We start from the raw sequence: 25,316 nt of genomic DNA on the forward strand, positions 1-25,316 counted from the left end.
CGCCCGGTAAAGTCATGAGCCATGACTGGCAACGCTGCTGACACCCCCCGCCCCCTGATGGTCTGGGGCGCGTTGGCCATCGTCTACGTGGTGTGGGGCTCGACCTACCTCGGCATCAAGTTCGCCATCGAGACCATGCCCCCGATGCTCAGCGGCTCACTCCGGTTCGTCGTGGCCGCACTCCTGCTCGGCGCCTTCCTCCTGGTCAAGAACGGCACCGCGCCCTTCCGCATGTCGGGCCGCCAGCTCGGCGGGGCCGCGCTGGTCGGGCTGCTGCTGCTGACCGGCGGCAACGGCATGGTGGCCGTGGCCGAGCAGCACATCTCCACCGGCCTCGCCGCGCTGCTCGTCGCGTCGGTGCCGCTCTGGCTGGTGGTGTTCCGCATCGCGGCCCGCGACCGGCCCGCGCTGCTCACGCTGCTGGGCGTGCTGGTCGGCTTCGGCGGGGTCGCCGCGCTGTCGCTCAGCGGCGGCGGCGAGACGGCGAGCACCACCGGGATCGTGGTGATCCTGGTGGCCTCGCTGTCGTGGTCGATCGGGTCGTTCCTGTCGGCGCGCATCCCGATGCCGCCCAACGTGTGGGCGGCCAGCGCGGTCGAGATGGCGGCGGGCGGCCTCGGCCTGCTGGTGGCCGGGCTGTCGTTCGGCGAGCGGCTCGACGTGGCGGCGGTCTCCGGGCGCTCCTGGGGAGGCCTCGTCTACCTGATCCTGGTGGGCTCGCTGGTGGGCTTCACCGCCTACACCTGGCTGCTCGGCAACGCGCCCATCTCGCTGGTGTCCACCTACGCCTACGTCAACCCGGCCGTCGCGGTCGTGCTCGGCGTGCTCGTGGTCAACGAGGTGGCCACGCCGCAGATGATCGCCGGTGGCGCGGTCATCCTGGTGGGCGTCGCCCTGGTGGTCTCCACCGAGCGACGCGCCAAGGTCAGGACGGCGGCCACCGCCGAAGAGGTCAAGGTCTAGCGGCGAAGCTCTCCGCGGCGGCCAGGAAGGCGTCGTTCGCCTCGGGGTCGGCGATCGTCACCCGGCAGCCCTCCGGATGGAACGGCCGCACCGCGACGCCCTCGGCCGCGCAGGCCGCGGCGAAGTCGGCGGTGCGCTCGCCGAGCCGCAGCCAGACGAAGTTGGCCTCGGAGTGCGGCACCGTCCAGCCCTGCGCGGCCAGCGCCTCGCTCACCCTGGTGCGCTCCTTGACCACCCGCTCGACCCGCTCCAGCAGCTCGTCCTCGGCCTGGAGCGAGGCCACGGCGGCGAGCTGGGCGAGGCTGTTGACGGCGAACGGCACGGTGGTCTTGCGCACCGCCGAGGCCACCGGCTCGTGCCCGATGAGGTAGCCGACCCGCAGGCCCGCCAGCCCGTACGCCTTGGAGAACGTGCGCAGCACGCACACGTTGGGCCGGTCGCGGTAGAGCTCGACGCCGTCGGGGACGTCCTCGTCGCGGATGTACTCGCGGTAGGCCTCGTCGAGCACCACCAGCACGTCCTCGGGCACCCGGTCGAGGAAGGCCGTCAGCTCGCGGCGGCGGATCGCGGTGCCGGTCGGGTTGTTGGGGTTGCAGACGAAGATCAGGCTCGTCCGGTCGGTCACGGCCTCGGCCATGGCGTCGAGGTCGTGGTCCTCGCCCGCGAGCGGCACGCGTACGGACGTCACCCCGGCGAGGTCGGCCAGCAGCGGGTAGGCCTCGAACGAGCGCCAGGCGTAGACGACCTCCGCGCCGGGCTCGCCCACCGCCTCCAGGAGCTGCTGCGCCACCGTCACCGAGCCGGGCCCGGTGGCCACGTGCTCGGCCGGCACGCCGTAGCGCGCCGCGATCGCCTCGGTGAGCGCGACCGCGCCGGCGTCGGGATAGCGGTGGATCTGCCGCGCGCCCTCGGCGACCGCCTCCACCACGGACGGCAGCGGGTCGTAGGGCGACTCGTTGGAGGAGAGCTTGTAGGACCGCCCGTCGGGTGCGGCGACCGCCTTGCCCGGTTTGTACGGGGCCATGCTGTCCAGGATCTGGCGGAAACGAGGCATGCCCCTACCTTAGTTCCTGGCCTTCAGTTCCTGGCCGGCTCGTCCTTGAGCGAGCGCAGCATCGGCGGGTGCAGCAGCTCGGCCGGCCCGCGCCGGTAGAGCTTGGCCGGCCGGCCGCCGTCACGGGTGGTGGTGCCGCCGGTCTCGACGAGAAAGCCCTCGGCCTTGGTGACCTTGCGGTGGAAGTTGCGCGGGTCGAGCGTCCGGCCCCAGACGATCTCGTAGACCCGCCGCAGGTCCGCCACCGTGAACTCCGGCCCGCAGAAGGCCGCGCCCAGCGAGGTGTACTCCAGCTTGGCGCGGGCCCGCTCGACGCCGTCGAGCATGATGCGGCGGTGGTCGAAGGCCATGACCGTGAGCGCGTCGACCGGCTGCCAGCTCATGTGGGCCTGCTCCGAGGCGGGCAGGTCGGGGGCGAGGCCGAGGTAGGCGACGCTCAGCACGCGCTGGCGCGGGTCGCGGTCGGGGTAGCCGTAGGTCTGAAGCTGCTCCAGGTGCACCGGCGCGCCGGGCAGGCCGGCCCGCTCGGCCAGGATGCGCCTGGCGGCGTCGGGAAGGTCCTCGTCGAGCTGGATGAAACCGCCCGACAACGACCAGCGCCGCAGGAACGGCGGGTTGTCGCGGCGCCACACCAGGGCGCTCAGGGCGTTGTTGCGCACGGTGAGCACCACCAGGTCGACGCTGACCGGCACGCTCGGGACCATGAACGGCACGTTACACGCACCGGCGAGCGGGCCGCGAACGCCGCGTCAGGTCGTGATCCGCACGTGCAGGGGCTCGGTGGAGGTCAGACCCGCCGCCCCCTTGACGGTGATCCGTACCCATTCGCCGGCCGGCACCTGGGCCCAGTCGAACGGCACCCATGCCGTCACCATGCCCTCGGGCAGCTCCTCCAGCGGGTTCTCGTCCAGCCAGCCGACCTCGGAGACGACCAGGTCGCGCACGCCGCCGGACCACTCGACGGAGACGGCGCCGTCCTTGAGGTTGTAGCCGCGCACCTCGACGCCGTCCTGGATGTCGCGCGAGGTCCTGATGGCGTCGACGGCGATCGGCCGCCGCCAGTCGGCGGTGATCTCCTTCTCCAGCGACGGCTCGCCGCAGGTCATGTAGTCGCTCCACATGTAGGAGACGACCTTCTGGACGTACCGGCCGGTCATGGTGACGGCCTGGTCCAGGCGTTTCTTGTCGGTCTTGCCGCGGGTGCCCTGCGGGGCGCACGGCTGATCGCCCGACGGCTCGAACGCCTCCACGTTCGCCCACAGGTCCACCTGGTAGCCGGCCTGGAGCATCTCCTCGCGGGCCAGCGACATCTCGCGGTAGTAGTCGCGGGTGGAGCCGTGGTAGGCGGTGCCGTACGTGGCCTCGCCGACCACCGGCCGCAGCCGCTCGTCCACCTCGGCGCCGCGCTCGTCCGGCCAGAACAGGCCGACCTTGCCGGTGCCGCGGCTGTCCTGCGGGGCGATGATGCCGACCCCGGTCTTGGCCAGCTCCTTGAACGCCTCGGCCACCTGCTTGGGCGTCTGGCCGAAGGCCTTGCGCTTGCGGGCGTCCATGTAGGGGCTGATGAGGATGGGCTTGCCGGGGAGCTCCTGCTCGACGATCGTGTGCTGGTCGGCGTAGACCTCCAGCGTCGGGTTCGAGGCCAGGGTGTCCGACATCTGCACCTCGAACGGCTGGTAGACGCCGCCGAGGGAGTCCCGGTCGGCGAAGCGGGCGCCGTAGTCCTGGAGGATGCGCCGGGTGAGGGTGGTCAGCGTGCCGAGGTGCTTCTTGTTGGCCCTGATCTCGCTGTTCGGGTCGCGGGGCGCGAGCGGCAGCGCGGGAAAGACGCGCATGCCGAACTGGTCGCCGAGGTCGAGGAGCTGGGTCAGGCTGTCGTTCTCGGCGCCGGCGACGAGGATCAGGTCGTAGGAGGCGCCCTTGCGGGAGAAGTCGCAGGTGGAGTCGTCCGAGCCGTCGGGCTGGGTGATGATGCGGAAGTAGGTGCGCTTGCCGGTCCGCACCGCGTGCTCCACCTCGGGGCAGCGGAACAGGTCGGGGCCGAACGACTCGTCGGTGCGGTAGACGTACGTGCGGCCGATGCGGTTGTCCGGGTGGGCCTTCATCAGGTCGCGCTCGGCGGCGTCGTGGCAGCTCATGCCGTCCTCGCGGCAGCCCTTGTAGAGGGAGTCCAGCTCGCCGTCCCTGGTCAGGATGTCGCCCGAGGACGAGACCGTACGGAACTGCAGGCCGTAGCCGATCCTGATGACGGTGTCGCCGCCGACGTCGTGGATCTCCTTGAGCTGGGTGCGCCAGGTGCAGGGGTTCGACTTCGGCATGATCCAGTAGCCGGTGACCGCGTAGGGGGCCTTCTCCCGGGTCTCGAACGTTCCACAGTCGTCGGTGAACTCGCTCACCTTGGGTGTGGGGGCCTCGGCGGACGGCGTCGGCTTGGCCGGGGTGGTCTTCACCACCGACGCGACCTTCTGCCCGGGACCCGGCTGGAGCACGATGACCACGGCGGCGACCGCGGCCAGGATCGCCACACCCAGGACGAGGAGGAGCCAGCGCACCTTCGACGACCCGCCGCCCGCTATGGCTTGACCCCCGCCCAGGCTTCGAGCTGGGCGACGAAGCGCTTGGCGGAATTGGGCCAGTGGTGGTTGGCGCGGGCCGCCGCGTAACCGCGCGCGCCCTGCGCCTTGCGCTCGCGTACGTCGTCGCGGAGCGTCAGCACGGCCTGGGCCACCGCCTTCGGGTCCTGCCAGGGCACGACCATGCCGCTGTCGTAGCGCTCGACGAGCTCCACGGCGCGCGGCGAGGGGGTGGTGATGACCGGGATGCCGTGCGCCATGTACTCGACGATCTTGGTGGGCATCGAGTGGCGGTAGTTGGGCTCGTCGTGCAGCAGCGACAGCCCGGCGAGCGCGCCGTCGAGCCGCTTCAGCGCCTCGTCGTTGGGCATGAAGTCGCGCCACTCCAGCAGGCCCTCGGTCACGGCCTGGTTGAGCACCGGACGGCTCTGCGGGTCGGCGTAGCCGATGAGCTCCACCGCCACGCGGTACGGCTGGAGCAGCTTGGCCACCTCGACCGCCTCCAGCACGCCCCGGGCCCGCGACAGCCAGCCGAGATAGACCACCCGGTCGTCACCGGGCGGGGTGACGGAGTCGGGCACCCAGGTCTCGTTGGGCACGATCGGGTGCGCGTCCTTGAACCGGCCCGCGTACGCGGTCTCGGCCAGCAGGAGGTGCAGGTGACGCTCGGCGGTGCCTTCGAGCAGCCGCGCGAGGAAGCGCACCGGCGGGCGCAGCGGCGAGGGCAGCCACGGCTTGAGCGAGAGCGTGGCCGGGGTGTCCTCGTGGACGTCCCACACCACCGGCGGCCGGTTGCGCACGCCCCACACCGCGAACAGCAGCTCGGGATCGTGGATCAGGACCAGGTCGACCTTGTCGCGCATGCGCTTGAACAACCGGCGGGCCGCCCAGACCGCCGCCACCCGCTTGCGCTGGGCGGCCCTGGGGAGGTCGACGCCGTTCACCCAGGGTCTCGGCACGACCCCGAAACCGGTGAAGGAGGCGGCATACGTGACCTCATGACCGGCATCCACGAGCGCGCGGATCTGCCGATGCAGGATCCTCGCGTCCTCGGGGTTATGCACCACCGTCATGACGAGCACGTGCACTGCGCGCAGCCCTCCGTCGCTACAGCCGCTCGACGCGTTCACCCTCGGCGAGCACGCCGCGGGTGTCGAGCACGAGCCTGGCCTTCGCCTCGACCATGTCGAGATCGAACGCGGCATGCTGCTGAAGCAGCAGCGTGACGTCCGCGTCGACCACGGCCTCGGCCAGATCCTCTTCACGCGGCACCGGGGTGCCGTCCACCGACCACTCCTTGACGTACGGGTCCGCGAACGAGAGATCGGCGCCCAGTTCGAGCAGCGCGCGGGCCACCGGCAGTGCCGGGGTCTCCCTCTCGTCGGCGATATCCGGTTTGTAGGTGACGCCGAGCATAACGACTTTGGCGCCGTTCACGGGCTTCTTATGCCGGTTGAGCAATCGCTGGACGCGCGCCACCACGTACGACGGCATCCGCTCGTTGATCTCCTGCGCCAGCTCCACGAACCGGAACGGGTAGCCGAGCTTGCGCACGGTGTAGGACAGGTAGGACGGGTCCACGGGGATGCAGTGGCCGCCGACGCCCGGTCCCGGCAGGAACTTCTGGAAGCCGAACGGCTTGGTCGCCGCCGCCTCTATCGACTCCCACAGGTTGACGCCGAGCTCGTCGCAGAAGATCGCCATCTCGTTGACGAGGGCGATGTTCACGTGCCGGTAGGTGTTCTCCAGCAGCTTGGCCATCTCGGCCTCGCGGGTGCCGCTGACCGGCACGACCTGCTCGATGAAGCGGCCGTAGAACGCCGTCGCGCGGTCCCGGCAGGTCGCGGTGTAGCCGCCGACGACCTTGGGGGTGTTGCGCAGGCCGAACTTGGGGTTGCCCGGGTCGATGCGCTCGGGCGAGAAGGCCAGGTGGAAGTCCTCGCCTGCGGTCAGCCCCGAGCCCTCGAGCAGGGGGCGGACCAGCTCGTCGGTGGTGCCGGGCCACGTGGTGGACTCCAGCACGACGAGGGTGCCCTTGGTGAGGTTGCGGGCGACGGCTTTGGCGGCGCCCTCGACGGCGGAGAGGTCCGGACGGTGGTCCTCGTCCAGCGGCGTCGGGACGCAGATGACGATGGTGTTGCTCCGGGCCAGCACGCTCTCGTCGAGCGTGGCGGTGAAACCGTTGGCCAGCATGTGCTCGAGATCGGCGTCGGTCAGGTCGTCGATGTAGGACTGTCCCGCGGTGAGCGCCTCGACCTTGCGGGGGTCGACGTCCACACCGACAACGCGCAGACCAGCGCCGACCGCCTCCTTGGCGAGCGGCATGCCGACGTAGCCCAGGCCGATGACAGCCAAGTCTATTTCTGTCACAGCTGTGCCTTTGGGAGCCGGATACAACACTTCATGGTGGCAAAGGTTATCTCAAGTCCACCTAGCTCACGCCTAATGCGACCGAAACCGTCACAACGTACAGCCAACACGAAGGTCAACTTTCGGCAAGCGACTGGTAAAGGGACCGGTAGGTCTCGGCAACGCGGCTCCAGGTCCGCTTGGCGGCCACCTCCGCGCGGCCGGCCTCGCCCATCTCGGCCCGCCTGGCGGGGTCCTCCCGCAGCCCGGCCACGGCCTCCGCCAGCGCCTCGGGGTCGCCCGGCGGCACCAGCAGGCCGGCGCCGTCGGAGCCGACCAGCTCCGACAGGGCGGGCAGGTCGCTGAGCACCACCGGCTTGCCGAGCGCCATGGCCTCGACCGGCTTCAGCGGCGTCACCAGCCGACAGACCCGCAGGTCCTCGCGCGGGCAGGCGAAGATGTCGATGGCGTCCTGGGCCTGCAGCGCCTCGTCGGGGCCGACCCGGCCGGGCAGGATCGCGTCCTTGAGCCCCAGCTCCTCGACCAGCGCCAGCAGGTTCTCCCGCTCGGCGCCGTCGCCCACGATGAGCACCCGCACCGGCGTGCCCGCGTCGCGCAGCAGCGCGCCGGCCCGCAGCAGGGTGGCGAAGCCCTCGTAGGCCACGATGCTCGACACCGAGCCGACGACGATCTCGCCGGGCTCGATGCCGTGCGCGGCGCGGAAGGAGGCGCCGTCGTAGCGGGCGGTGAGCAGGGAGTCGTCCACGGCGTTGGGCGCCAGGTGGATGCGCTCCCTGGGCACGCCGCGTTCGACGATCTCCGTGGCCATGGTCTCGGCCAGCGTGACCACCGCGTCGGCCTCGCGCATCAGGAACGCCTCGCGCTCGCGCTGGAGCACGTGCCGCTCGCTGCCGACCCGGATCGGGTCGCGGGAGGCCCAGGTCTCCTCCAGGAAGCCGCGCACCTCGTAGACGAACGGCGTGCCCGTACGGTCGCGCACGGCGTGGGCCACCGAGCCGTTGCGGTGGTCGGTGGCGGCGTGCAGGACCTGCGGGCGCAGCTCGGTGACGAGCCTGGTGACCGAGTCGGCGCCCCTGACCATGCGGCCGCGCATCTCGAAGGGCACCTCGCCGTGCCCGTCCGGCAGGTGCCGGTAGTAGGGGATGCCGTCGATCTCCTCGTACGGCGGCGCGTCCGCGTGCCCCTGCATCATCGGCCAGCCCCAGCTCGTGACCACGTGCGGGTCGAGCCCCGCGGCCTTCTGCGAGGTGACGATGCGGTGGGTGCGCACGGTGTAGCCGGCCTGCGTGTACGGCAGCGCGTTGGTGACCAGGTGCAGGACCCGGCCCTTGACCCGCTCCAGGATGGCCACCTTGGGGCCGGGCGGGATCGGGTCGGGGCTGATGGCGGCCAGCTCGCCGCGGTAGTAGGCGGCCCTGCGCTTGATGAACGGGTATTTCGTGTGGGCTTCCAGCACGGCGGCGGCCTCGCTGACCCGGCCGGCGTCCCAGTGCGCCTTGGCCTCGTTCCACGGGCCCTTGAGCACCCGCATGCCGAACTTGCGCACCATGCGCCGGGCGCCCCGGGCCGCGGGCCAAGCCACGCTGCCCACGATGGGGCGCAGCCGGGGCGGGAGCGCGTCGGCGGCCGCCTGGGCGACGCGGACGGGGTCGGACTTGACCTTGGTCGCGACGACGCGGGAGACGATGATCGGGTGCTGGACGAAGCCCTTGAGAAGCCCGCCGACACCGGCGCGGGCGGACTTCGCGGAAACCCTGCCGGCGCTTTGGGAGGAGTCTTGACGACTGGCGTCGGATGCCACGCGGTGACCGTACCATAGGCAGCGTTTTTTCCCTTCCGCTATGAAAGGCGAGGTCATGAGGGAGAACCCCCTGGTCCTCCACGTATTGGGAGCTCGTCCCAATTTCGTGAAAGCGGCCCCGGTGGTGCGGGCACTCGGCGAGCTCGGCGTGCGGCAAGGCATCATCCACACCGGTCAGCACTACGACGCCCTGATGTCCGACGTGTTCTTCGCCGACCTCGGCCTGCCGGAGCCGGTGGCCAACCTCGGGGTCGGCTCGGGCAGCCACGCGAAGCAGACGGCGGCCCTGCTCGTCGGGCTGGAGGAGGTGGTCGAGGAGCACGACCCCGACCTGGTCGTGGTCTACGGCGACGTCAACTCGACCCTCGCCGCCATCCTCGTCTGCGCCAAGCTCGGCGTGCGGACGGCGCACGTGGAGGCGGGGCTGCGCTCGTTCGACCGGGGCATGCCCGAGGAGGTCAACCGGGTCGTCACCGACGCCCTCGCCGACCTGCTCTTCGCCACCTCGCCCGAGGCGCTCGCGTACCTGGCCGGCGAGGGCGTGCCGGCCTCCAAGGTGCACCTGGTGGGCAACCCCATGATCGACAGCCTGTACGCCGCCCTCCCCGCGCTGGACCCGGCCCCCGTGGTCGCGCGGCTCGGCATACCGGACCGGTATGCCGTCGCGACCCTGCACCGCCCGGCCAACGTGGACACCCCCGAGGCCGCCAAGGAGCTGGTGGACGCGGTGCTGGAGGTCTCGCGGCAGGTCCCGGTCGTGGTGCCGGTGCACCCGCGCGGCAAGGCCAGGCTGGCCGAGGCCGGTCTCGTGGACGGCGGGACGGTCAGGGTCGTCGATCCGCTCGGCTATGTGGACTTCCTCTCACTCGTGCGCGGTGCCGCCCTGGTCGTCACCGACTCCGGCGGCGTGCAGGAGGAGACGACCATGCTGGGCGTCCCCTGCCTCACCCTGCGGCCCAACACCGAGCGGCCGATCACGATCACGCACGGCACGAACCGCCTGGTCACCCCCGCCCTGCTGCCCGCCGCGGCGGAGAAGGCGCTGGCCGACGGCGCGGCCACCCCGGCCGGCGAGCTGCCGGTGCTGTGGGACGGCAAGGCCGGGCCGCGCATCGCCACGGTGATCGCCGGCTGGCTCAAGGGCGACAACCTGGCACCGGCTTCCCAGGCAAAACGCCCCGAATAGTCACCATCGGCGGCGTAACATGGCAAATCTCCCCTGAGCGTTAGGCGTCATCACCATGGCCGAAACCCCTGAGCCCCCCTCGTTCCAGCGACTCGGTCCCGTCAACTGGCTGCCCGAGGAGCGCAAGGTCGTCGAGCGTCACGAGGCGGAGCTCAGGGAGCTGCGGCGACGCCTGGAGATCGCCGAGGCCAAGGCCGCGTACGCGACGTGGAAGCTGGAGGCGACCCAGGCCAAGCGGACGTACAAGCTGGGCGAGGCCCTGGGCTCGAAGAGCCCGGGGAAGATCATGGACGCGGTCCGCTCGAAGGAGCGCGCGCCGAAGCCGCCGATGCCCGTCACCGAGGCCGTCGAGCTGGCGAACAACCGGCCCCCGCTGGTCGAGGTGCCGGCCGTGAAGTGGCCGGCCGGCCCGGTCAACCGGCCGGACTTCAAGGTCGCGGTGATCCTCGACGACTTCTCCCGCATGGCCTTCCGCTACGAGTGGGACCAGATCGAGTTCGGGCTCAAGGACTGGCCGGAGATCTTCGCCGACAAGCGGCCCGACCTGCTGTTCTGCGAGTCGGCCTGGCACGGCAACCAGGGCCGCTGGCGCTACCAGATGACCGGGACCAACGCGCCCAAGGAGCCGCTGCGCGAGCTGGTGGCCTGGTGCAGGAGCGAGGGCATCCCGACGGTCTTCTGGAACAAGGAGGACCCGCCGAACTTCGACTTCTTCATCGACACGGCCAAGCTGTTCGACTACGTGTTCACGTGCGATGGCGACATGCTGCCGAAGTATCGGGAAATTTTGGGACACGACCGGGTTGATGTGCTGCAGTTCGCCGCCCAGCCGCGCGTCCACAACCCGATCCAGCAGAAGCAGGGCCGCCTCCACGACGTGGTCTTCGCCGGGATGTACTTCCGCGACAAGCACCCCGAGCGCCGCGAGCAGATGGAGACCGTCCTCGACCCGGTGCGCGAGCTGGGCCTGCACATCTTCGCCCGCAACGGCGAGGTGGACGAGAAGTACGCCTGGCCCGAGAAGTACCGGCCGCACATCGTGGGCGAGCTGCCCTACGACCAGATGCTGTCGGCGTACCGGATGTACAAGGTCTTCCTCAACGTCAACTCCGTGCTCGACTCGCCGACCATGTGCGCGCGGCGGGTCTTCGAGCTGTCGGCGTGCGCGACCCCGGTCGTGACCGGCTGGTCACGGGCCATCGAGGAGACCTTCGGCGACCTCATCCCCGTCGCGCGCGAGCCGGTCGAGTCGTACAACCAGGTGCTGCACCTGATCAACAGCCCCGAGCTGCGCGCCAGGATGGGCCACCTCGCCATGCGCGAGGTCTTCGACAAGCACCTGTTCTCGCACCGCGTGGACCAGATCCTCCAGGACCTCGGCCACCACGTCGAGCCGCGCACCCGCTCGATCTCGGTCGTGCTGCCCACCAACCGCGCCTCCCAGATCGAGCACGCCATCTCGTCGGTGGCCAAGCAGCTCCACCGGCCGCTCCAGCTCGTCATGGTGCTGCACGGCCTCGACATCGACCCCGTCGTGGTGGCCGACAAGGCCCGCATGGCCGGGATCACCGACGTCGTGGTGCTGCCCGCCGCCGCCGAGCTGTCGCTCGGCGCGTGCATGAACCTCGGCATCTCGGCCGCCGAGGGCGACCTCATCGCCAAGATGGACGACGACAACCTCTACGGCGAGCACTACCTGTCGGACCTGGTGCGGGCCTTCGACTACTCCGACGCCGAGCTGGTCGGCAAGGGCGCGCACTACGCCTACTTCGAGGGCTCCAACACCACGATGCTGCGGCTGCCCGGCCTGGAGCACCGCTACTCGTTCCTGGTGCAGGGCGGGACGTTCCTCGGCAAGGCGGACATGTTCCGCTCCTACCGGTTCGCCGACATCACCCGGGGGGAGGACACCGAGCTGGTGCGGCGGCTCAAGGAGGACTCCGTCAAGATCTACTCGGCGGACCGCTTCAACTTCGTCTACTGGCGCAGCGCCGACGCCTCGATGCACACCTGGCAGGCCGACCACATCAAGCTGACCCGCAACGCGCAGTTCGCCTTCGTCGGGCGGCCGGACGACCACGTGCTCATCTGATCAGCGCTTGACCCTGGCGAGGTTCTGGTCGGCCAGCTTGGCCAGCTCGTAGAGGCCGTCCGGCTGCACCTGGCGGCCCACGACGAGCATGCTCATGATGAGGTTGCCCCGCCGGATCATCACCGAGCCGATCTCGGCGCTCTCCTTCCCGCCCGCGGCCGTGGTGAGGTAGGCGCGCGACTGGTCGCCCTTGGCCGGCATGGGCAGCATGCGGGTCCGGTAGACGACCTTGGCGCCGTCGACGTCGGCGGTGTAGGAGGCGCACTTCGCCGGCAGCGGCGCGGGGAAGGCGGCCGACGGCAGCGCGACCACGGCCTGGGTGATCGAGCCGCGCTCGGCGGCGAAGGCGATCACGGCGGCGGGGGCCTTGGCGACGTCGGGCCGCGCGGCGTCGAGCTGGGCCGCGCCGGCGCACTCCGGACGCTCCAGCCGGGCCTGGCGGACCGCGGCGAGGCCCTGCTGGGTGGACTTGAGCGAGCCGAACGCGCCCAGCTCCGGGCCGTACGAGATGTGCATCCCCTCGGGCACGGGCAGCAGCGCGGCCCGCAGCTTCGCGGCGTCGGCGGGCGGCGACCCGGCGCCCTGCGCCGGCTCGACGGCCGCGTCGGCGGCGGCGGGCGGGGCCTGCGCCTCCGACGACGAGCATCCGGCGACGGCCATCATGCTCAGGAATATGCCGGAAACGGCCTTTAGCATGAGTTCTCCCATTCCATTGGCGGCATTCTCGTGAACGTTAGAGGAGTCGCGGGCCCGCCACCCCGGCAACGTCGTTATCTGCGGAATTCAGCGGGTTTGTCGACACCGGTCGGACAACCACCTTCACCTGCGGCGACGGCCCTGCTACGGATCAAGGAGCCAAATCGGCATTCGCCGTAATAGGCCGCGCAAAATGTTTCTCTGGGCGCTGCGCGTCCCCGTACCCGGCCGTTCCGGGGCTGCCGATGATCGCGCCATGACTCTGACGCCACGGGACCTCGGGATGAATCTGTCCATTTCCCGCCGCGACTTCTTCGACGGCATCGCGGTGGGCGCCCTGGGGAGCGTGGTCTCCGTGAGCCCGGCCGAGGCGGCGCCGTCGGCCCCGTCGTCCCCGTCGTCCTCGGCCTATGGGTTCGGCGGCGGCGCCCCCGAGGCCCTCAGCGTGCCGCACGCGCTCAGGGACGGCCGCTTCTGGCAGTACGCCGGCCCGCCCGAGCCCACCGGCGAGAGCTACGACCTCGTCGTGGTCGGCGGCGGGCTCAGCGGCGTCAGCGCAGCCGGCGAGTGGCTGCGCCGCCTGCCGGGCGCGAGCGTGCTGGTCATCGACAACCACGACGAGATCGGCGGGCAGGCGCGGCGGGTGATGTTCCACCGCCAGAGCGCCCCCGGCCGGACCGGCGCCGGGCTGGTGGACGCGGTCATGTGCGACGAGGAGAGCTTCGGCGCCGACACGCTGGTCCGGCTCACCGGCGACTGGGTCGCGCGGCTGCCGATCGCCGCCCGCGCCAGGGACGACCTGCGCAGGCTCCGCCACGACCCTCCCGACTGGTTTCCCGGGCTGCCCGCCGAGGCCAAGCAGGAACGGCTGGCCGGGCTGACGTACTCGGCGTTCCTGCTGGAGGCGTGCGGCGCGCACCCGGACGTGGAGCGCTTCTGCCGGAGCATGTCCTGCCCCGAGTGGGGCTACGACACCCGGGCGCTCGGCGCGATCGACGCCTGGGGCACCGGCTATCCGGGGTTCGGCGGGCTCGGGCTGGAGAAGGACAAGCCGTCGCGGTACAACTCGCCGACGGTCAGGAGGCAGTGGGGCGCCGGCGAGGTCCACCTCTTCCCCGAGGGGAACCAGGCGCTGGTGCGCACGATGGTCGCGCGCCTGCTGCCCGACCCCGGCTCCCCCGACCGGCCGGGCGACCGGGTGCGGTTCCGGCTGTCCAGCCCGGTCGTGTCGGTGCGCGACGGCGAGGGGGCGGCCGAGGTCGCCTACTTCGACGGGCACCGGGTCAGGAGCGTGGCGGCCGGGTCGGTCATCCTGGCCTGCTGGAGCGCGGTGATCCCCTACCTGGTGCCGGAGCTGCCCGACGAGCAGCGCCAGGCGCTGGGCGAGGCGGTACGGGTGCCGCTGCTGCACGCGAGCGTACGGGTGCGCGACTGGGACGCCTGGCGGCGGGCCGGGGTGCGCAGGGTGCGGTGGACGGGGGCGTACTGGTCGCTCGCCGAGCTGGAGACGCCCCGGCGGGCGGGCGGGCCGGCCGAGGTGCACCTGCTGGCCACGCCGTGCCGGGCCGAGCTGGGGCCGAAGGCGGGGGCGGCGGCGGGCCGGCGTGAGCTCATCAGGACGCCGTACGAGGTGCTGGAGCGTACGATCCGCGAGCAGCTGGCCCGGCTGCTCGGCCCGGCGGGCTTCGACCCCGCGCGGGACGTCGAGGGCATCACGGTCAACCGCTGGGGCCACGGGAACGCGCCGGAGTACTGCCGGCCCTGGCACGCCTTCTACCCGGACGGGCCGTATCCGGCGGAGGCGGCCCGCCGCCGGTTCGGGCGGATCGCGATCGCGGGCTCGGACGCGGCCCCCGCCGCCCGCGCCGACGCCGCCGTGACGGCGGCCTTCCGCGCGGTGGAGGAGCTGACGGGGTGAGATCCGCGCTGGTCGAGCCGGGGATGGGCGGCGACGGCCCGGCTCACGGCTCGCCACTGCTGGGGGATCTTGTCCCAATAATCACGGTAATGAACGTGTTCCTCCCACTGCGCCGGAAGCGTAAACGGTGCTAGTCTCCTGTGCGATCTTCCGGAGGTGTATTTACACAAGGTGTGGAAATGCCCCCGACTCGAGGTTGGGACATGGGCTCGCGAAACCGGTCTATTCGGTTCAAGATCTTCTTATTGCTGCTGCTACCCCTCCTGTCTCTGAGCGCGCTCTGGGGTTTCGTCCTCAACCTCACCATGGGCGACGCCCAGTCACTGCTCCGCGGCGGCACGCTTTACCGGACCATCGGCGTCGCCACCTCCGACCTGGCAATTCAGCTCCAGGCCGAGCGCATGCGCACCGCCGAGGCGCTCACGACGCGTGAGCTCACCGAGGTGCTCGGCGCCCAGCGCGCCCGTACCGACCGCGCGGTCGAGGACCTCCGCATCGCCGTCGCCGAGGCCGGGGGCGGCGCCGCCACCGACGTGCGCGGCCCGCTGAGCGCGCTCTGGCCCGCGCTCGACCGGCTCGGCCCCGTCAGGGCGGACATCGACGCCGGGCGCGGCTCCCGCCTGGGCGGGCTGACCGCGTACAACACCATCGTCGACGCGCTGTTCACCGTCTACTCCCAGCTGCTCACCGTCACCGACCTGGCCATCGTCCAGCAGGCCACCGCGATGCAGACCATGGGCCTGGCCAGGGAGTACATCGCCAGGGAGCAGGCGCTCGTCCTCGTGGGGATCGGCCGGCAGCGGCTCAGCGGGTCCGAGGTCTCCGCCTTCACCGAGTACGCCGCCTCGCGCCGCTTCCTGCACGCGCGCGGCCTCGCCGGTCTCGACGTGACGATGCGGCGGCCGTACGAGCAGCTCTTCGCCTCCGACACCTTCCAGACCTTCGTCGCGATGGAGGCGCGGATCGCCCAGACCGGCACGCCGCCCACGAACGGCACCGCCTGGACCGACACCCTCGACAAGCTCAGCGCCCAGCTCGACAAGGACGCCCGGACCGCCTCCGAGGCCCTGGCCGCCCGCACCTCCGAGGCCGCCACCGCCACCGTCGTCCAGATCGCCGTCGCGGGCGGCGTCGGGTTGATCGCGGTGCTCGCGTCGATCATCATCTCTGTACGCTTCGGTCGCCGCCTGGCCGGAGAGCTCGGCGGGCTGCGCGCGGCCGCGGTCGAGCTGTCGGAGCGCCGCCTGCCCGACCTCGTGGCCAGGCTGCGCAAGGGCGAGGACGTCGACGTGAAGAAGGAGGCCAAGGCGATCAAGGTCAGCGGATCCGCGGAGATCATCGACGTGGCCAGGGCCTTCGGCTCCGTGCAGCGCACCGCCGTCAACGCCGCCGTCGGCCAGGCCGCGCTGCGCCGCGGCGTCGGCCAGGTCTTCCTCAACCTCGCCCGGCGCAAGCAGGGCCTGCTGCACCGCCAGCTCGCGCTGCTCGACGGCATGCAGCGGCGCACCCACGACCCCGACAAGCTCGAAGAGCTCTTCCGCCTCGACCACCTGACCACCCGCATGCGGCGGCACGCCGAGAGCCTCATCGTGCTGTCCGGCTCCGCGCCCGGCCGCGCCTGGCGCAAGCCGGTGCCGGTGATCGACATCGTCCGGGCCGCCGTCGCCGAGGTCGAGGACTACACCAGGGTCGAGGTCCAGGCCATGCCGGTCAGCGCGTTCGACGGCGCCGCCGCCGCCGACCTCACCCACCTGGTCGCCGAGCTCATCGAGAACGCCACCATCTACTCGCCACCCGACACCGCCGTCCACGTACGCGGCGACCAGGTCAGCAACGGCTACGCGATCGAGATCGAGGACAAGGGCCTCGGCCTGTCCGCCACCGAGTACGCGGCCACCAACCGCATGCTCGCCAACCCGCCCGAGTTCGACCTGGCGGACAGCGACCGGCTCGGCCTGTTCGTGGTGGCGCGGCTGGCCGAACGGCACGGCATCAAGGTCATGCTGCGGCGCTCGCCCTTCGGCGGCACCACGGCCATCGTCCTGGTGCCGCGGTCCCTGGTGACCGAGCAGAGCGCGCTGACGGCCGGCAGCGGCGGCGAGGAGATGGCCGCGGTGCCGAGCCGTACGAGGAAGAAGGCGCTCGCGGTCGTGACCTCGGGCACCCACAAGGGGCTGCCCCGGCGCGTACGCCAGGCCGGCCTCTCGCCCAAGCTCGCGGAGGCGCCCCAGAGCCCGCCGCAGCCGCCCGCTGAGGAGAAGCCCGCCGAACGCTCTCCCGACGAGGTCCGCGACCTGTTCTCCGCCTTCCAGCGGGGAACCCAACGCGCCCGAGAAGAAGCCTCTGAGGAGGGGCCATGAGTAAGGGGGATGCATGAGTGTGCCGACCACCAACACCGGTGAGCTGAACTGGCTGCTTGACGACCTGACGTCGCGGGTCGCGGCGGTGCGCCAGGCGGTCATCCTGTCGACCGACGGGCTGGCGATCGGATACTCCAAGGGGCTCATCCGGGAGGACGCCGAGCACCTGTCGGCCGTGGCGGCCGGTTTCCAGAGCCTGGCCCGCGGCACCGGGCGCCACTTCGGCGGCGGCGACGTGCGCCAGACCATCGTGGAGATGGAGTCGGCGTTCCTGTTCGTGACCGCGGCGGGGCAGGGCACCTGCCTGGCCGTGATCGCCGAGGCGAACGTGGACGTCGGGCACATCGCGTACGAGATGGCCATGCTGGTCAAGCGGGTGGGCCAGCACATCACCACCAACCCGCGCGCCGGAGCGTCATGAGCGACAGCCCGCAGTGGTTCGATGAGGAGGCCGGACCCGTCGTCCGGCCCTATGCTCTCATCCGTGGCCGTACGCGTCCCTCCGGGGACGTGTTCGACCTCGTCGCGATCGTGCGCGCCGTCGGCGAGACGCCGACCGGCGAGCTCGGTCCCGAGCAGCGACTGATCCTGCGGGCTGCCCGGGCTCCGATCTCGGTGGCCGACCTGGCCGTCGAGCTGGACCTGCCCGTCGGTGTCGTCCGGGTGCTCCTGGGCGATCTGCGTGACCACGGCCTCATCTCGGTGTCGTCGCCCTCCGCCGGAGGCCCGCGCACGAACGAGCGCATTCTCAAGGAAGTGATCAATGGACTCCGTGCTCTCTGAGGATCCCGTCGCGCTGAAGATCCTCATCGCCGGCGGCTTCGGCGTCGGCAAGACCACCCTGGTCGGGTCGATCAGCGAGATCAAGCCGCTGCGCACGGAAGAGGTGCTCTCCGACCGCGGGGTCGGCGTGGACGACCTCGACGGCGTGGAGGCCAAGACCACCACGACCGTGGCGATGGACTTCGGCCGCATCACCATCCGCGACGGGCTCGTGGTCTACCTGTTCGGCACCCCCGGGCAGGAGCGGTTCTGGTTCATGTGGGACGAGCTGTCCTACGGCGCGTTAGGGGCCGTGGTGATCGCCGACACCCGGCGGCTCACCGACTGCTTCCCGTCGGTCGACTACTTCGAGCAGCGCGGCACGCCGTTCGTGGTGGCCGTCAACTGCTTCGACGGCGCCGACCGGCACAGCGTGGACGACGTGCGGATCGCACTCGACCTCGACGACGACGTCCCGGTGATGCTGTGCGACGTACGCCGGCGCACCTCGGCCAAGGAAGTGATGATCACCCTGGTCGAGCACTCCCTGAGGACACTCACCTCGGCGAACTGACGACGGCGTTCGCCGGGCTGGTGGGACGGCCCCATTGCCGAGTTCATCGGCGTGCGGGCCGTTCTTGAAATCTGGGACAGGCCATCACGTCGACATGAGTAGTTCGCGCACGCGCTCTGTCGCGGCATGCTCCGCGCCGTAGATCCGCTCAAGGTCGGACAGGAGTGCGGCGAGGGTGCGCCGAGCCCGATCCAGCAATCCGGCGCTGCGCTCCAGCTCGCCGATCTGGCGCCGCAGTTCCAAAGCCTGCGGATCATCCTCCGCCGGGACGTCGGCCACCAGTGCCGTCATGAGGTGCAGCGCCTGTTCGACGTCGCCGAGGTGAGCGTGGCAGGTGGCTTCCTGGAGCCGGTAGTAGAACGCCTGACCCGTCTTACTCGACGCCGCCAACTCGCCGTATATCTGGGCCGCTCGACGGTGGTCACCCGCCGCCATGAAGGCCTCGGCCAGCTCTTCCCGCAGTCCAGGCGCATCGGGCCCGCGGGCGAGGGCCCGCTCCAGTGTCGAGGTCGCTTCGCTGTACCGGGACTCCCGAATCAGTGTCTGCGCGTGGCGGCGAGCACGGCGTACGTCACCCTGGCCGAACTCGTCACCGGCTCCCCGCGCTTCTGCCGCTGACCTCGGCGGGTCCGTGACGGTGGTCCGGCTCAGCGCGCGGGCGTACAAGAGCAAGGGGCTCGCGCGGCGATCCGTCATGTCGCCCAGCGGCTCGGTGCCGTACAGGTAGGGGGTGAGCCGCTCGTACACCTCGCGGACGTTCGCGGGCCTGTCGGCAGGGTCCTTCTCCACCATCGCCATCAGCAGCTCATCCAGCCCACGTGGGATGTCGGGCCGGTGCCGCCCGGCCGGCATCGGCGGCGTCGTGATGTGCTGCGTCTTCACGCTGTGATCGTTGGGCCCGGTGAACAACGGGTGGCCGGTGGCCGCTTCGTAGAGTACGCACCCCAAGGAATAGATGTCGGCATGCACAGTCCCCCGCTTGCCTTCGACCTGCTCGGGAGACATGTACGCGGCGGTCCCGAGCTGCTGCCCGGTCTGGGTGAGCGTGGTCATGTCCGCGTCATGCATGAACGCCAGGCCGAAGTCCAGAACCCGGATCGAGCCGTCCCGGCAGAGCATGAGATTGGACGGTTTCAGATCCCGATGCAGAATGTCCTGCTCATGAGCAGCCTCCAGAACGGTCGCGATCTGGGCTCCGATGGACGCCACCCAGCCGATGGAGAGCGGCGCGTGCTCGGCGATGACGTCGTGCAGGCCGTTCCCCTCGATGTACTGCATGATCATGTAGTGGCGGCCGTCGACCGTCCCGAAGTCGTACAGCGCGGGAACGCCCGGGTGAGCCAAGCTGGACAGCGCCTTGGCTTCCCGGGCGAACCTCTGGTGCAGCTCCGCGTCCGGCAGAAGGACGAACTTGATCGCCACTTTCCGGGCGAGCACGATGTCGTGGGCGCCCCACACCTCGCCCATCCCGCCACGACCGAGCCGATAGGGGTCAAGCTGGTAACGACCGAGAAAGTGGGACACCAAGCCTCCCGGGGGTCACTCCGGGGTCAGACTCCCGTCAAGAAGCCCGTCGAGCCCGGCAACCACAAGATTATCGCTGATCTCGCGCAGCGCTCTGGCCGTATCCTCGAACACGAGAAGCTGAGCGAAGGCCTTTCCATACCGGCGCTGTTCCTCGATCGGCAGTCGGGGCAGCGACGCCCGCCGTGGATCCCTCCTGACGGTCGAACCGTGACGGCTCGCGGCGGTGCTCTCAGCCCGTAGACAGCCGGCAAGGAAGTAGGGATCGAGCCGCTCCGGATCGGTCCGGAAGAGCAGCAGCTGCGATCCGAGCACAGCCCCTGCCCGGCTCATCACCCGTGGCGACGCGCCGCTGGAATGGAGCAGAGAGGCGATCACGTCGCCTTCCTCGATACGGACGAGTCCTGGAGCGTCACCAGTACGGCCAGTGGGCTCTCTGTTGAGCAGGAGATCCTTGGCCGTGAGCACGGGAAGGTCACCGTCTTCCTGGAGCTTGAGCGGACCTTGCATGATGGTGACGGCCCCTGCCCGGGCAAGCTCACCGAGGTTGGTCATCGCAAGATCTCGACGAGGTGTCGCGACGATTCGGGGAAGTCGCAGCTCCTTCACGATGGATGAGAGGCCATCGCTCATCACGAGATATCCGGAAGTGGGCTCCTGCGTCGCCACCCGATGGCTCGTCGTCAGATCGATCTCCTCATCGAGAAGATCGATGATGCGAACCACCCGGCTGTTCTCCGGCAGCTCCGCTTTCTCTCGGTAGGCTCGCCATGCCGTCTCGGCCAGGGCCAGGTCCTCGCCCGCGTTGACCATCAACACGTCCGACGGCGGCTCATCCCGTTGGGCGGGTTTGCGGAGCACCCACAGGTCGGGTGGTCCGCTGGAGGCGGGAGCGGCGCCGGGGAAGAGGCTGATGATGGCTCGCAGGGCGCCGGCTCTTAGGAGATTGCCGCGTATTCGCCTGCCCGGACGGCGACCGGCGGCCACACTCGGCATCATGATCACCACAAGCCCGCCTGGTTTCACGTGCGCCAGGCAATGCTGTACCCAGGCAAGCTCGGACTCACCGCGCGGTGGCAGACCGAACTCCCAGCGCGGGTCGCTGGTCAGCTCCTCATATCCCCAGCCGCGCTCGTTGAACGGCGGATTGCAGACCACGGCGTCGAACTGCGTGCCGGCGAAGGCGTCGTCACGGAGCGAATCGCCGGCTTCGATCTGCGCCGCATAGCCATGAAGGCGTAGCCGGACACTGGTCAGCCTGGCGGCGTTCTCGTTCAGCTCCTGGCCCGATATGTGGATGCCGTGGCTTTCCAGCAATATGGTGCCGATTCCACAGGCCGGGTCGAGAACGGTGCCGCCCTCAGTGCTGCCGATCGCGGTCATCAGTCTCGCCACCGCTGGTGGAGTAGCAAGCAGGCGGCGGGAATGTAGATCGACATAGCGCTCACATATCCCGTCGAATGCGGCGCTCACGCCCTCCGCCTGCCCAATGTCCCTGATCTCCCTGGTCAGAGCATCATCAAGCCTGGCGCTCTCCCCCAGCAGGACCGCGCCGACCTCGGCCACCACCTCGCCCAACCGCAGATCGTCAGTGCTGCTGCGCAGCCGCTGCCAGAGTCGTTCCAGTGGCGACACCTCGACATAACGGCCGTGGTCCCGGAGCCACTGCTCCACTTCGCTCAGCGAGAAGGCAGGACTTGAGGCGGTGCCGCCCACAGGCTGGGGAAAGTCGTCGAAGCGCTTGCGCCAGTTACTCACCGCGGCCCGGCCGACGTCGGCCATCCGCGCGATGTCAACGGCATTGACCAGGACGTCGTCTTGCATCAGAGCCCCTCCTCCGGCAACCACAGCTCGTTTCCGGCATGGCGGAGCCACCCGCGATAGTCCTCATGCCCTGGTAGCGCCCGCTCGACGGTGCTCCAGAACTCGGCCCCGTGATCGGGCCTGCGGATGTGGGCCAGCTCGTGAACGAGCACGTCGTCGATCAGGCTGGGGGGCAGTTGCATGGTGGCCCAGTGGATGTTGACCTGTCCGTCCCTCGAACACGATCCCCATCGGTAACCGAGCGGCCGGACTCGTAGTCCGTTGACCTCGACGCCGAGCCGGGTCGCCCAGGGGCGCACCCGCTTGGACAGCCAGGGGTGGCCGACCCGGCGATACCAGCCGACGAGTTCCTTGGCAGGTGGGGCGTCGCCCAACTCCCGCTTCTCCGCGAGCTTGCCGTACAGCCAGGGTCTTTTGGCCTCCACCACCTTGGTCAGCTCGGACTTCGACAGCTGGGGTGGAACGACCGCAGTAATGGAGGCGTCCCGTTCGACGGTCAGGCGTACGTTCTTGCGCCGATCGCTCACCGAGACGGCGACCTCCAGGTCACCGACTCGCAGGACTCCTGGTATTTCACTCACGGTCACCAGCATGCCAGGGTCACGCTTTGGGGATCGTCGCGTGGTTGTTCTTGACGGCGTCCCGGGCCTTGTCCGCCACCTGCTCCAGCTGATCGACGTCACCGAGGTCGGCTGTCACGAGGATCTCGAAGATCTCGTCGCGGAAGTCGGCGACGTCGGGGCGCTTGTCCCAGAAGCCGTGCCGCGGCAACGTCAACTTCGCCACGTGGTGGCCTCTCTTGATCGGTCGGTGTGCGTCAGGGGCCCAGTTTCCCAGCGACGGAGGGTCTGCGCGGCTTCTTCACGCTGTAGAGAGCGAACGGCTGTGTTGACAGCACTCTAGGAGCGACTTACTACTGTCGTCAACACCAAATGCTATACCTGTGTACTAGGATCACAAGGCAGGCTCAGATTCCCCCGGAGGTCAGATGAGCACGCTCGATCGGAACGCGGTGATCGCTGAGGAACAGCTGGCCGTCGATCACATCTACGACTGCGTCGACCAGGACCGGAAGGCTGTCGAGAACTTTCGATCCAGCAGCCTGGGAGATTGCCCGGACGCCGGGCTGTCGTCTCATCCGGACCTTCCGAAGGAGTACGGACGCCGCGAGGATCTCGGCCGACAGCCCCTGGTGATCGCTCGGATCGACCTCCTCGAGGACCCCGATGACAAGCTCACCTGGTACATCGGCCGGGCCACCGTACGAGACCGCCAAGGCGACCTGGCGTTGGTGAAGTGGACGTCCAAGGCGGCGACCGCCTGGCGCCTGGCCACTCCCGACGAGCCCGCGGATGTGCGGCGGCAGCGTCAGCTCCGCTGCGACGGCCCCAAGGTTGTCGACTACAGCGACACCGAGATCCAGGTGATCAACGCCAAGGGGGAAACCATCGCGGCTCCGGTCACCGACGACGAGCCCGACCTGTTCCTCCTCGCCGACCTGGACCTTGCCCGCGACGGCGTCATGCGTGACATCGTCGAGACGATCCAGCGCCACCAGCTCAGGCTGGTCGCCGACGAACGGAAGGGCGTGCTCGTCATCCAGGGCGGGCCGGGCACCGGCAAGACGGCGGTCGGGCTGCACCGTGTGACTTGGTTGCTCGACAATGAGCACTTCACCCCTGATCAGGTGCTCGTCATCGGTCCACACAAAGCGTTCCTTCAGTACGTTCGTGATGTCCTTCCCCGTATGGGCAGCCGAGGTGTGGCGACCGTGGACATCGCGGAACTCTGGACGGGCGACGTCCGGGGAACCGATCCAGTCGCTGCCCGGCTGGTCAAGTCGGACGACCGAATGGCCAGGGTGCTGCACAACGCGGTCGAGAACCTCATCCGGGAGGATCTCGCCACCGAAGAGGGCTTCAACTTCCGCGGCGCGCGGCTGGACATCGACAAGGCCGAGCTTGTCCGGCTTGTCACAGCGGCTCGCGAGGCCAAGGGTCCCTACCTCGTACGGCGTCGCCGCTTCGTCGACACCGTCATCGACGGGTTGCTGACCCAGTACGCCGAGGCAACCCGGGTCAAGAAGTCCGACGGCGCGCTCCGTGGCAACTTGGAGAAGGCTCCGGCCGTTTCCACGCTCATCAACCGGATCTGGCCGTCAACCAGCGCCGAGCAGATTTATCGGCAACTGCTCGCGGACAAGGACGCCCTTGCCGCTGCCGCCTTCGGCGTGCTCACCCTCGACGAGCAGGCCGCGCTCGTCCGCCCGCCGGCCAGACGAGTCGCGGACGAGCCCTGGTCGGCCGAGGACCTCGTCTGCCTGGAGGAGCTCCGGTGGCTCCTGACCGGTGAGAACGAACGGCGCTACCAGCACCTGGTCATCGACGAAGCCCAGGACCTGACGCCCATGCAGGCCAAGTCGCTGGCCCGCTGGTGCCCGTCCGGCTCGATGACCATCCTCGGAGACCTGGCGCAGAGCACGGGCATCCGCCAGTACGACGTCTGGGAACGCCTGGCCGACATCCTGGCCGGCGCCGAAGGCTGGCACATCGCCGAACTGGGCGTCGGCTACCGAGTGCCGACGGAAGTCATGAAGTTCGCCGCGATGCTGGGGACGGAGATCTCGCCGTCCACGGCGATCCCGGCTTCCGTTCGCCCGTCCTCGCCGGACACTCTGGCGATCGTTCCGGTCCCCCGGCAGCGCATCATCACCGAGACGGTCACCAGGGCCCAGCGGTTGGCCATGCAAGACGGCGACCAGGCACGTTCCGTCGCGGTCCTGACTCCCGCGCAGGACGAGCTCCATACCGAACTCGCCCGACAGATCGCCGCCGCCCAGGAGTCCGCGTTGCCGGGAATGGGACAGCGGGTCGCCGTCATGCCCGCGCACATGGCGAAGGGTCTGGAGTTCGACCACGTCGTGGTGGTAGAACCGCATCTGTTCGCCGAACAGGGTTCGACGGGGCTTCGCCAGCTTTACGTCGCTCTGACGCGGTGCACGCAGTCCCTGACGGTGCTCCATTCGTCCCCTCTGCCTGCCGAGCTAGGCGGGCCTGTCAAGGTGCCTGTGGCTGAGATCAAGAAGACTGATGCTGTCCCTTCGTCCCAGAGTGAGCGGTTCGCCGACGGGGATGAGTTTCGAGCTTTCCTCAAGGAGCAGGCCGCGGCCAGCCGGAAGCAGGCGGCGCACGCCCGCCTCAAGCACATGCTCGCCGCCGAGTTGTACGGCAACGAACGCGAGCCCGTGCTGGACACCGAGTACGCCGACATCCTCTGTGAGGACGAGCGCGGGCTCGGGTTCTACATGATCTCAGCGCAGAGCGTCGACACCTACGCCGAGCTTCGCGCCATGGCACCTCGGCTCCTGGAAGCCGAATGGGCCAGCGGCAAGCACAAGGAGATCGACCGGCTCTTCCTCCTCTTCCTCGTCCTGCCGAAGGCGCCTCAGGACCTGTGGGCGGTCGACATCATCAAGGCGCTCTTCGACGTCTCGATCATCTGGAAGACCGAGACCGGCTGGGACGGCCCGTTCGTGGAGGCCGCTCTGGGGCAGTGACGGCAGGACCGCACGGCCACGATGTCGGCTCCCCGCGAAGCTGCGAACGCCGGCGCCGAACGC

The 25,316-nt window shown here is 69.8% G+C and carries 20 protein-coding genes; 9 read left to right on the forward strand and 11 right to left on the reverse strand.

Annotated features, from left to right (window positions below; translation table 11 throughout):
• Positions 1 to 21 precede the first annotated feature (21 nt).
• A complete protein-coding gene (locus ABD292_RS18200) occupies positions 22 to 963 on the forward strand; it encodes an EamA family transporter (protein WP_344208589.1) in 942 nt (313 codons plus the stop codon).
• On the opposite strand, the gene hisC is transcribed toward ABD292_RS18200, so the two are convergent.
• The 6 genes from hisC to ABD292_RS18230 form a co-directional block, all read right to left on the reverse strand.
• Positions 953 to 2,017, reverse strand: coding sequence for a histidinol-phosphate transaminase (gene hisC, locus ABD292_RS18205; RefSeq protein WP_344208591.1), 1,065 nt, complete (start codon positions 2,015 to 2,017; stop codon positions 953 to 955). The genes ABD292_RS18200 and hisC overlap by 11 nt on opposite strands.
• 23 nt (positions 2,018 to 2,040) lie before the next feature.
• A complete protein-coding gene (locus ABD292_RS18210) occupies positions 2,041 to 2,721 on the reverse strand; it encodes an NUDIX hydrolase (protein WP_344208593.1) in 681 nt (226 codons plus the stop codon).
• Positions 2,722 to 2,766: 45 nt separating this feature from the next.
• Positions 2,767 to 4,569, reverse strand: a complete 1,803-nt coding sequence (locus ABD292_RS18215) for a DUF4434 domain-containing protein (RefSeq protein WP_344208596.1) — start codon at positions 4,567 to 4,569, stop codon at positions 2,767 to 2,769.
• Positions 4,570 to 4,589: 20 nt separating this feature from the next.
• Positions 4,590 to 5,678, reverse strand: coding sequence for a glycosyltransferase (locus ABD292_RS18220; protein WP_344208598.1), 1,089 nt, complete (start codon positions 5,676 to 5,678; stop codon positions 4,590 to 4,592).
• A 19-nt stretch (positions 5,679 to 5,697) separates the two neighbouring features.
• Positions 5,698 to 6,945, reverse strand: a complete 1,248-nt coding sequence (locus ABD292_RS18225) for a nucleotide sugar dehydrogenase (RefSeq protein WP_344208600.1) — start codon at positions 6,943 to 6,945, stop codon at positions 5,698 to 5,700.
• Between the two features lie 130 nt (positions 6,946 to 7,075).
• On the reverse strand, positions 7,076 to 8,761 hold the full coding sequence (locus tag ABD292_RS18230; protein ID WP_344208602.1) for a glycosyltransferase family 4 protein: 1,686 nt from the start codon (positions 8,759 to 8,761) through the stop codon (positions 7,076 to 7,078).
• Between the two features lie 55 nt (positions 8,762 to 8,816).
• Here ABD292_RS18230 and wecB point away from each other — a divergent pair, with 55 nt between their 5' ends.
• On the forward strand, positions 8,817 to 9,947 hold the full coding sequence (wecB, locus tag ABD292_RS18235; protein ID WP_344208604.1) for a non-hydrolyzing UDP-N-acetylglucosamine 2-epimerase: 1,131 nt from the start codon (positions 8,817 to 8,819) through the stop codon (positions 9,945 to 9,947).
• Positions 9,948 to 10,002: 55 nt separating this feature from the next.
• Positions 10,003 to 12,039 (forward strand): glycosyltransferase family protein, encoded by a 2,037-nt coding sequence (locus ABD292_RS18240; RefSeq protein ID WP_344208607.1) that lies wholly within the window; start codon positions 10,003 to 10,005, stop codon positions 12,037 to 12,039.
• Here ABD292_RS18240 and ABD292_RS18245 read toward each other — a convergent pair whose 3' ends face one another.
• Positions 12,040 to 12,702, reverse strand: a complete 663-nt coding sequence (locus ABD292_RS18245; protein ID WP_344208609.1) for a hypothetical protein — start codon at positions 12,700 to 12,702, stop codon at positions 12,040 to 12,042.
• 316 nt (positions 12,703 to 13,018) lie between these two features.
• Between ABD292_RS18245 and ABD292_RS18250 the strand changes: the two genes are divergently transcribed.
• The 5 genes from ABD292_RS18250 (at position 13,019) to ABD292_RS18270 (ending at position 18,349) form a co-directional block, all read left to right on the forward strand.
• Positions 13,019 to 14,653 (forward strand): FAD-dependent oxidoreductase, encoded by a 1,635-nt coding sequence (locus tag ABD292_RS18250; protein WP_344208611.1) that lies wholly within the window; start codon positions 13,019 to 13,021, stop codon positions 14,651 to 14,653.
• A gap of 245 nt (positions 14,654 to 14,898) precedes the next feature.
• Positions 14,899 to 17,013 carry a sensor histidine kinase gene (locus tag ABD292_RS18255; RefSeq protein WP_344208612.1) on the forward strand — a complete coding sequence of 705 codons (2,115 nt, stop codon included), beginning with the start codon at positions 14,899 to 14,901 and terminating at the stop codon, positions 17,011 to 17,013.
• Between the two features lie 13 nt (positions 17,014 to 17,026).
• Positions 17,027 to 17,434 (forward strand): roadblock/LC7 domain-containing protein, encoded by a 408-nt coding sequence (locus tag ABD292_RS18260; RefSeq protein WP_329587382.1) that lies wholly within the window; start codon positions 17,027 to 17,029, stop codon positions 17,432 to 17,434.
• Positions 17,431 to 17,796 carry a DUF742 domain-containing protein gene (locus tag ABD292_RS18265; protein ID WP_344208615.1) on the forward strand — a complete coding sequence of 122 codons (366 nt, stop codon included), beginning with the start codon at positions 17,431 to 17,433 and terminating at the stop codon, positions 17,794 to 17,796. The genes ABD292_RS18260 and ABD292_RS18265 overlap by 4 nt, the downstream gene beginning before the upstream one ends.
• Positions 17,777 to 18,349 carry a GTP-binding protein gene (locus ABD292_RS18270; RefSeq protein ID WP_344208617.1) on the forward strand — a complete coding sequence of 191 codons (573 nt, stop codon included), beginning with the start codon at positions 17,777 to 17,779 and terminating at the stop codon, positions 18,347 to 18,349. The genes ABD292_RS18265 and ABD292_RS18270 overlap by 20 nt, the downstream gene beginning before the upstream one ends.
• 84 nt (positions 18,350 to 18,433) lie before the next feature.
• On the opposite strand, the gene ABD292_RS18275 is transcribed toward ABD292_RS18270, so the two are convergent.
• The 4 genes from ABD292_RS18275 to ABD292_RS18290 are packed head-to-tail and all read right to left on the reverse strand — an operon-like array spanning position 18,434 to position 22,483.
• Positions 18,434 to 19,873, reverse strand: coding sequence for a protein kinase domain-containing protein (locus ABD292_RS18275; RefSeq protein WP_344208619.1), 1,440 nt, complete (start codon positions 19,871 to 19,873; stop codon positions 18,434 to 18,436).
• A gap of 15 nt (positions 19,874 to 19,888) precedes the next feature.
• Positions 19,889 to 21,697 (reverse strand): N-6 DNA methylase, encoded by a 1,809-nt coding sequence (locus tag ABD292_RS18280; RefSeq protein ID WP_344208621.1) that lies wholly within the window; start codon positions 21,695 to 21,697, stop codon positions 19,889 to 19,891.
• Positions 21,697 to 22,278 carry a M48 family metallopeptidase gene (locus ABD292_RS18285; RefSeq protein ID WP_344208623.1) on the reverse strand — a complete coding sequence of 194 codons (582 nt, stop codon included), beginning with the start codon at positions 22,276 to 22,278 and terminating at the stop codon, positions 21,697 to 21,699. The genes ABD292_RS18280 and ABD292_RS18285 overlap by 1 nt, the downstream gene beginning before the upstream one ends.
• A 19-nt stretch (positions 22,279 to 22,297) precedes the next feature.
• Positions 22,298 to 22,483 (reverse strand): hypothetical protein, encoded by a 186-nt coding sequence (locus ABD292_RS18290; protein WP_344208625.1) that lies wholly within the window; start codon positions 22,481 to 22,483, stop codon positions 22,298 to 22,300.
• A 202-nt stretch (positions 22,484 to 22,685) separates the two neighbouring features.
• Here ABD292_RS18290 and ABD292_RS18295 point away from each other — a divergent pair, with 202 nt between their 5' ends.
• Positions 22,686 to 25,253 (forward strand): HelD family protein, encoded by a 2,568-nt coding sequence (locus ABD292_RS18295; RefSeq protein ID WP_344208627.1) that lies wholly within the window; start codon positions 22,686 to 22,688, stop codon positions 25,251 to 25,253.
• Positions 25,254 to 25,316: the final 63 nt, after the last annotated feature.

It is taken from the genome of Nonomuraea bangladeshensis (assembly GCF_039529455.1).
GTDB classification, from domain to species: domain Bacteria; phylum Actinomycetota; class Actinomycetes; order Streptosporangiales; family Streptosporangiaceae; genus Nonomuraea; species Nonomuraea bangladeshensis.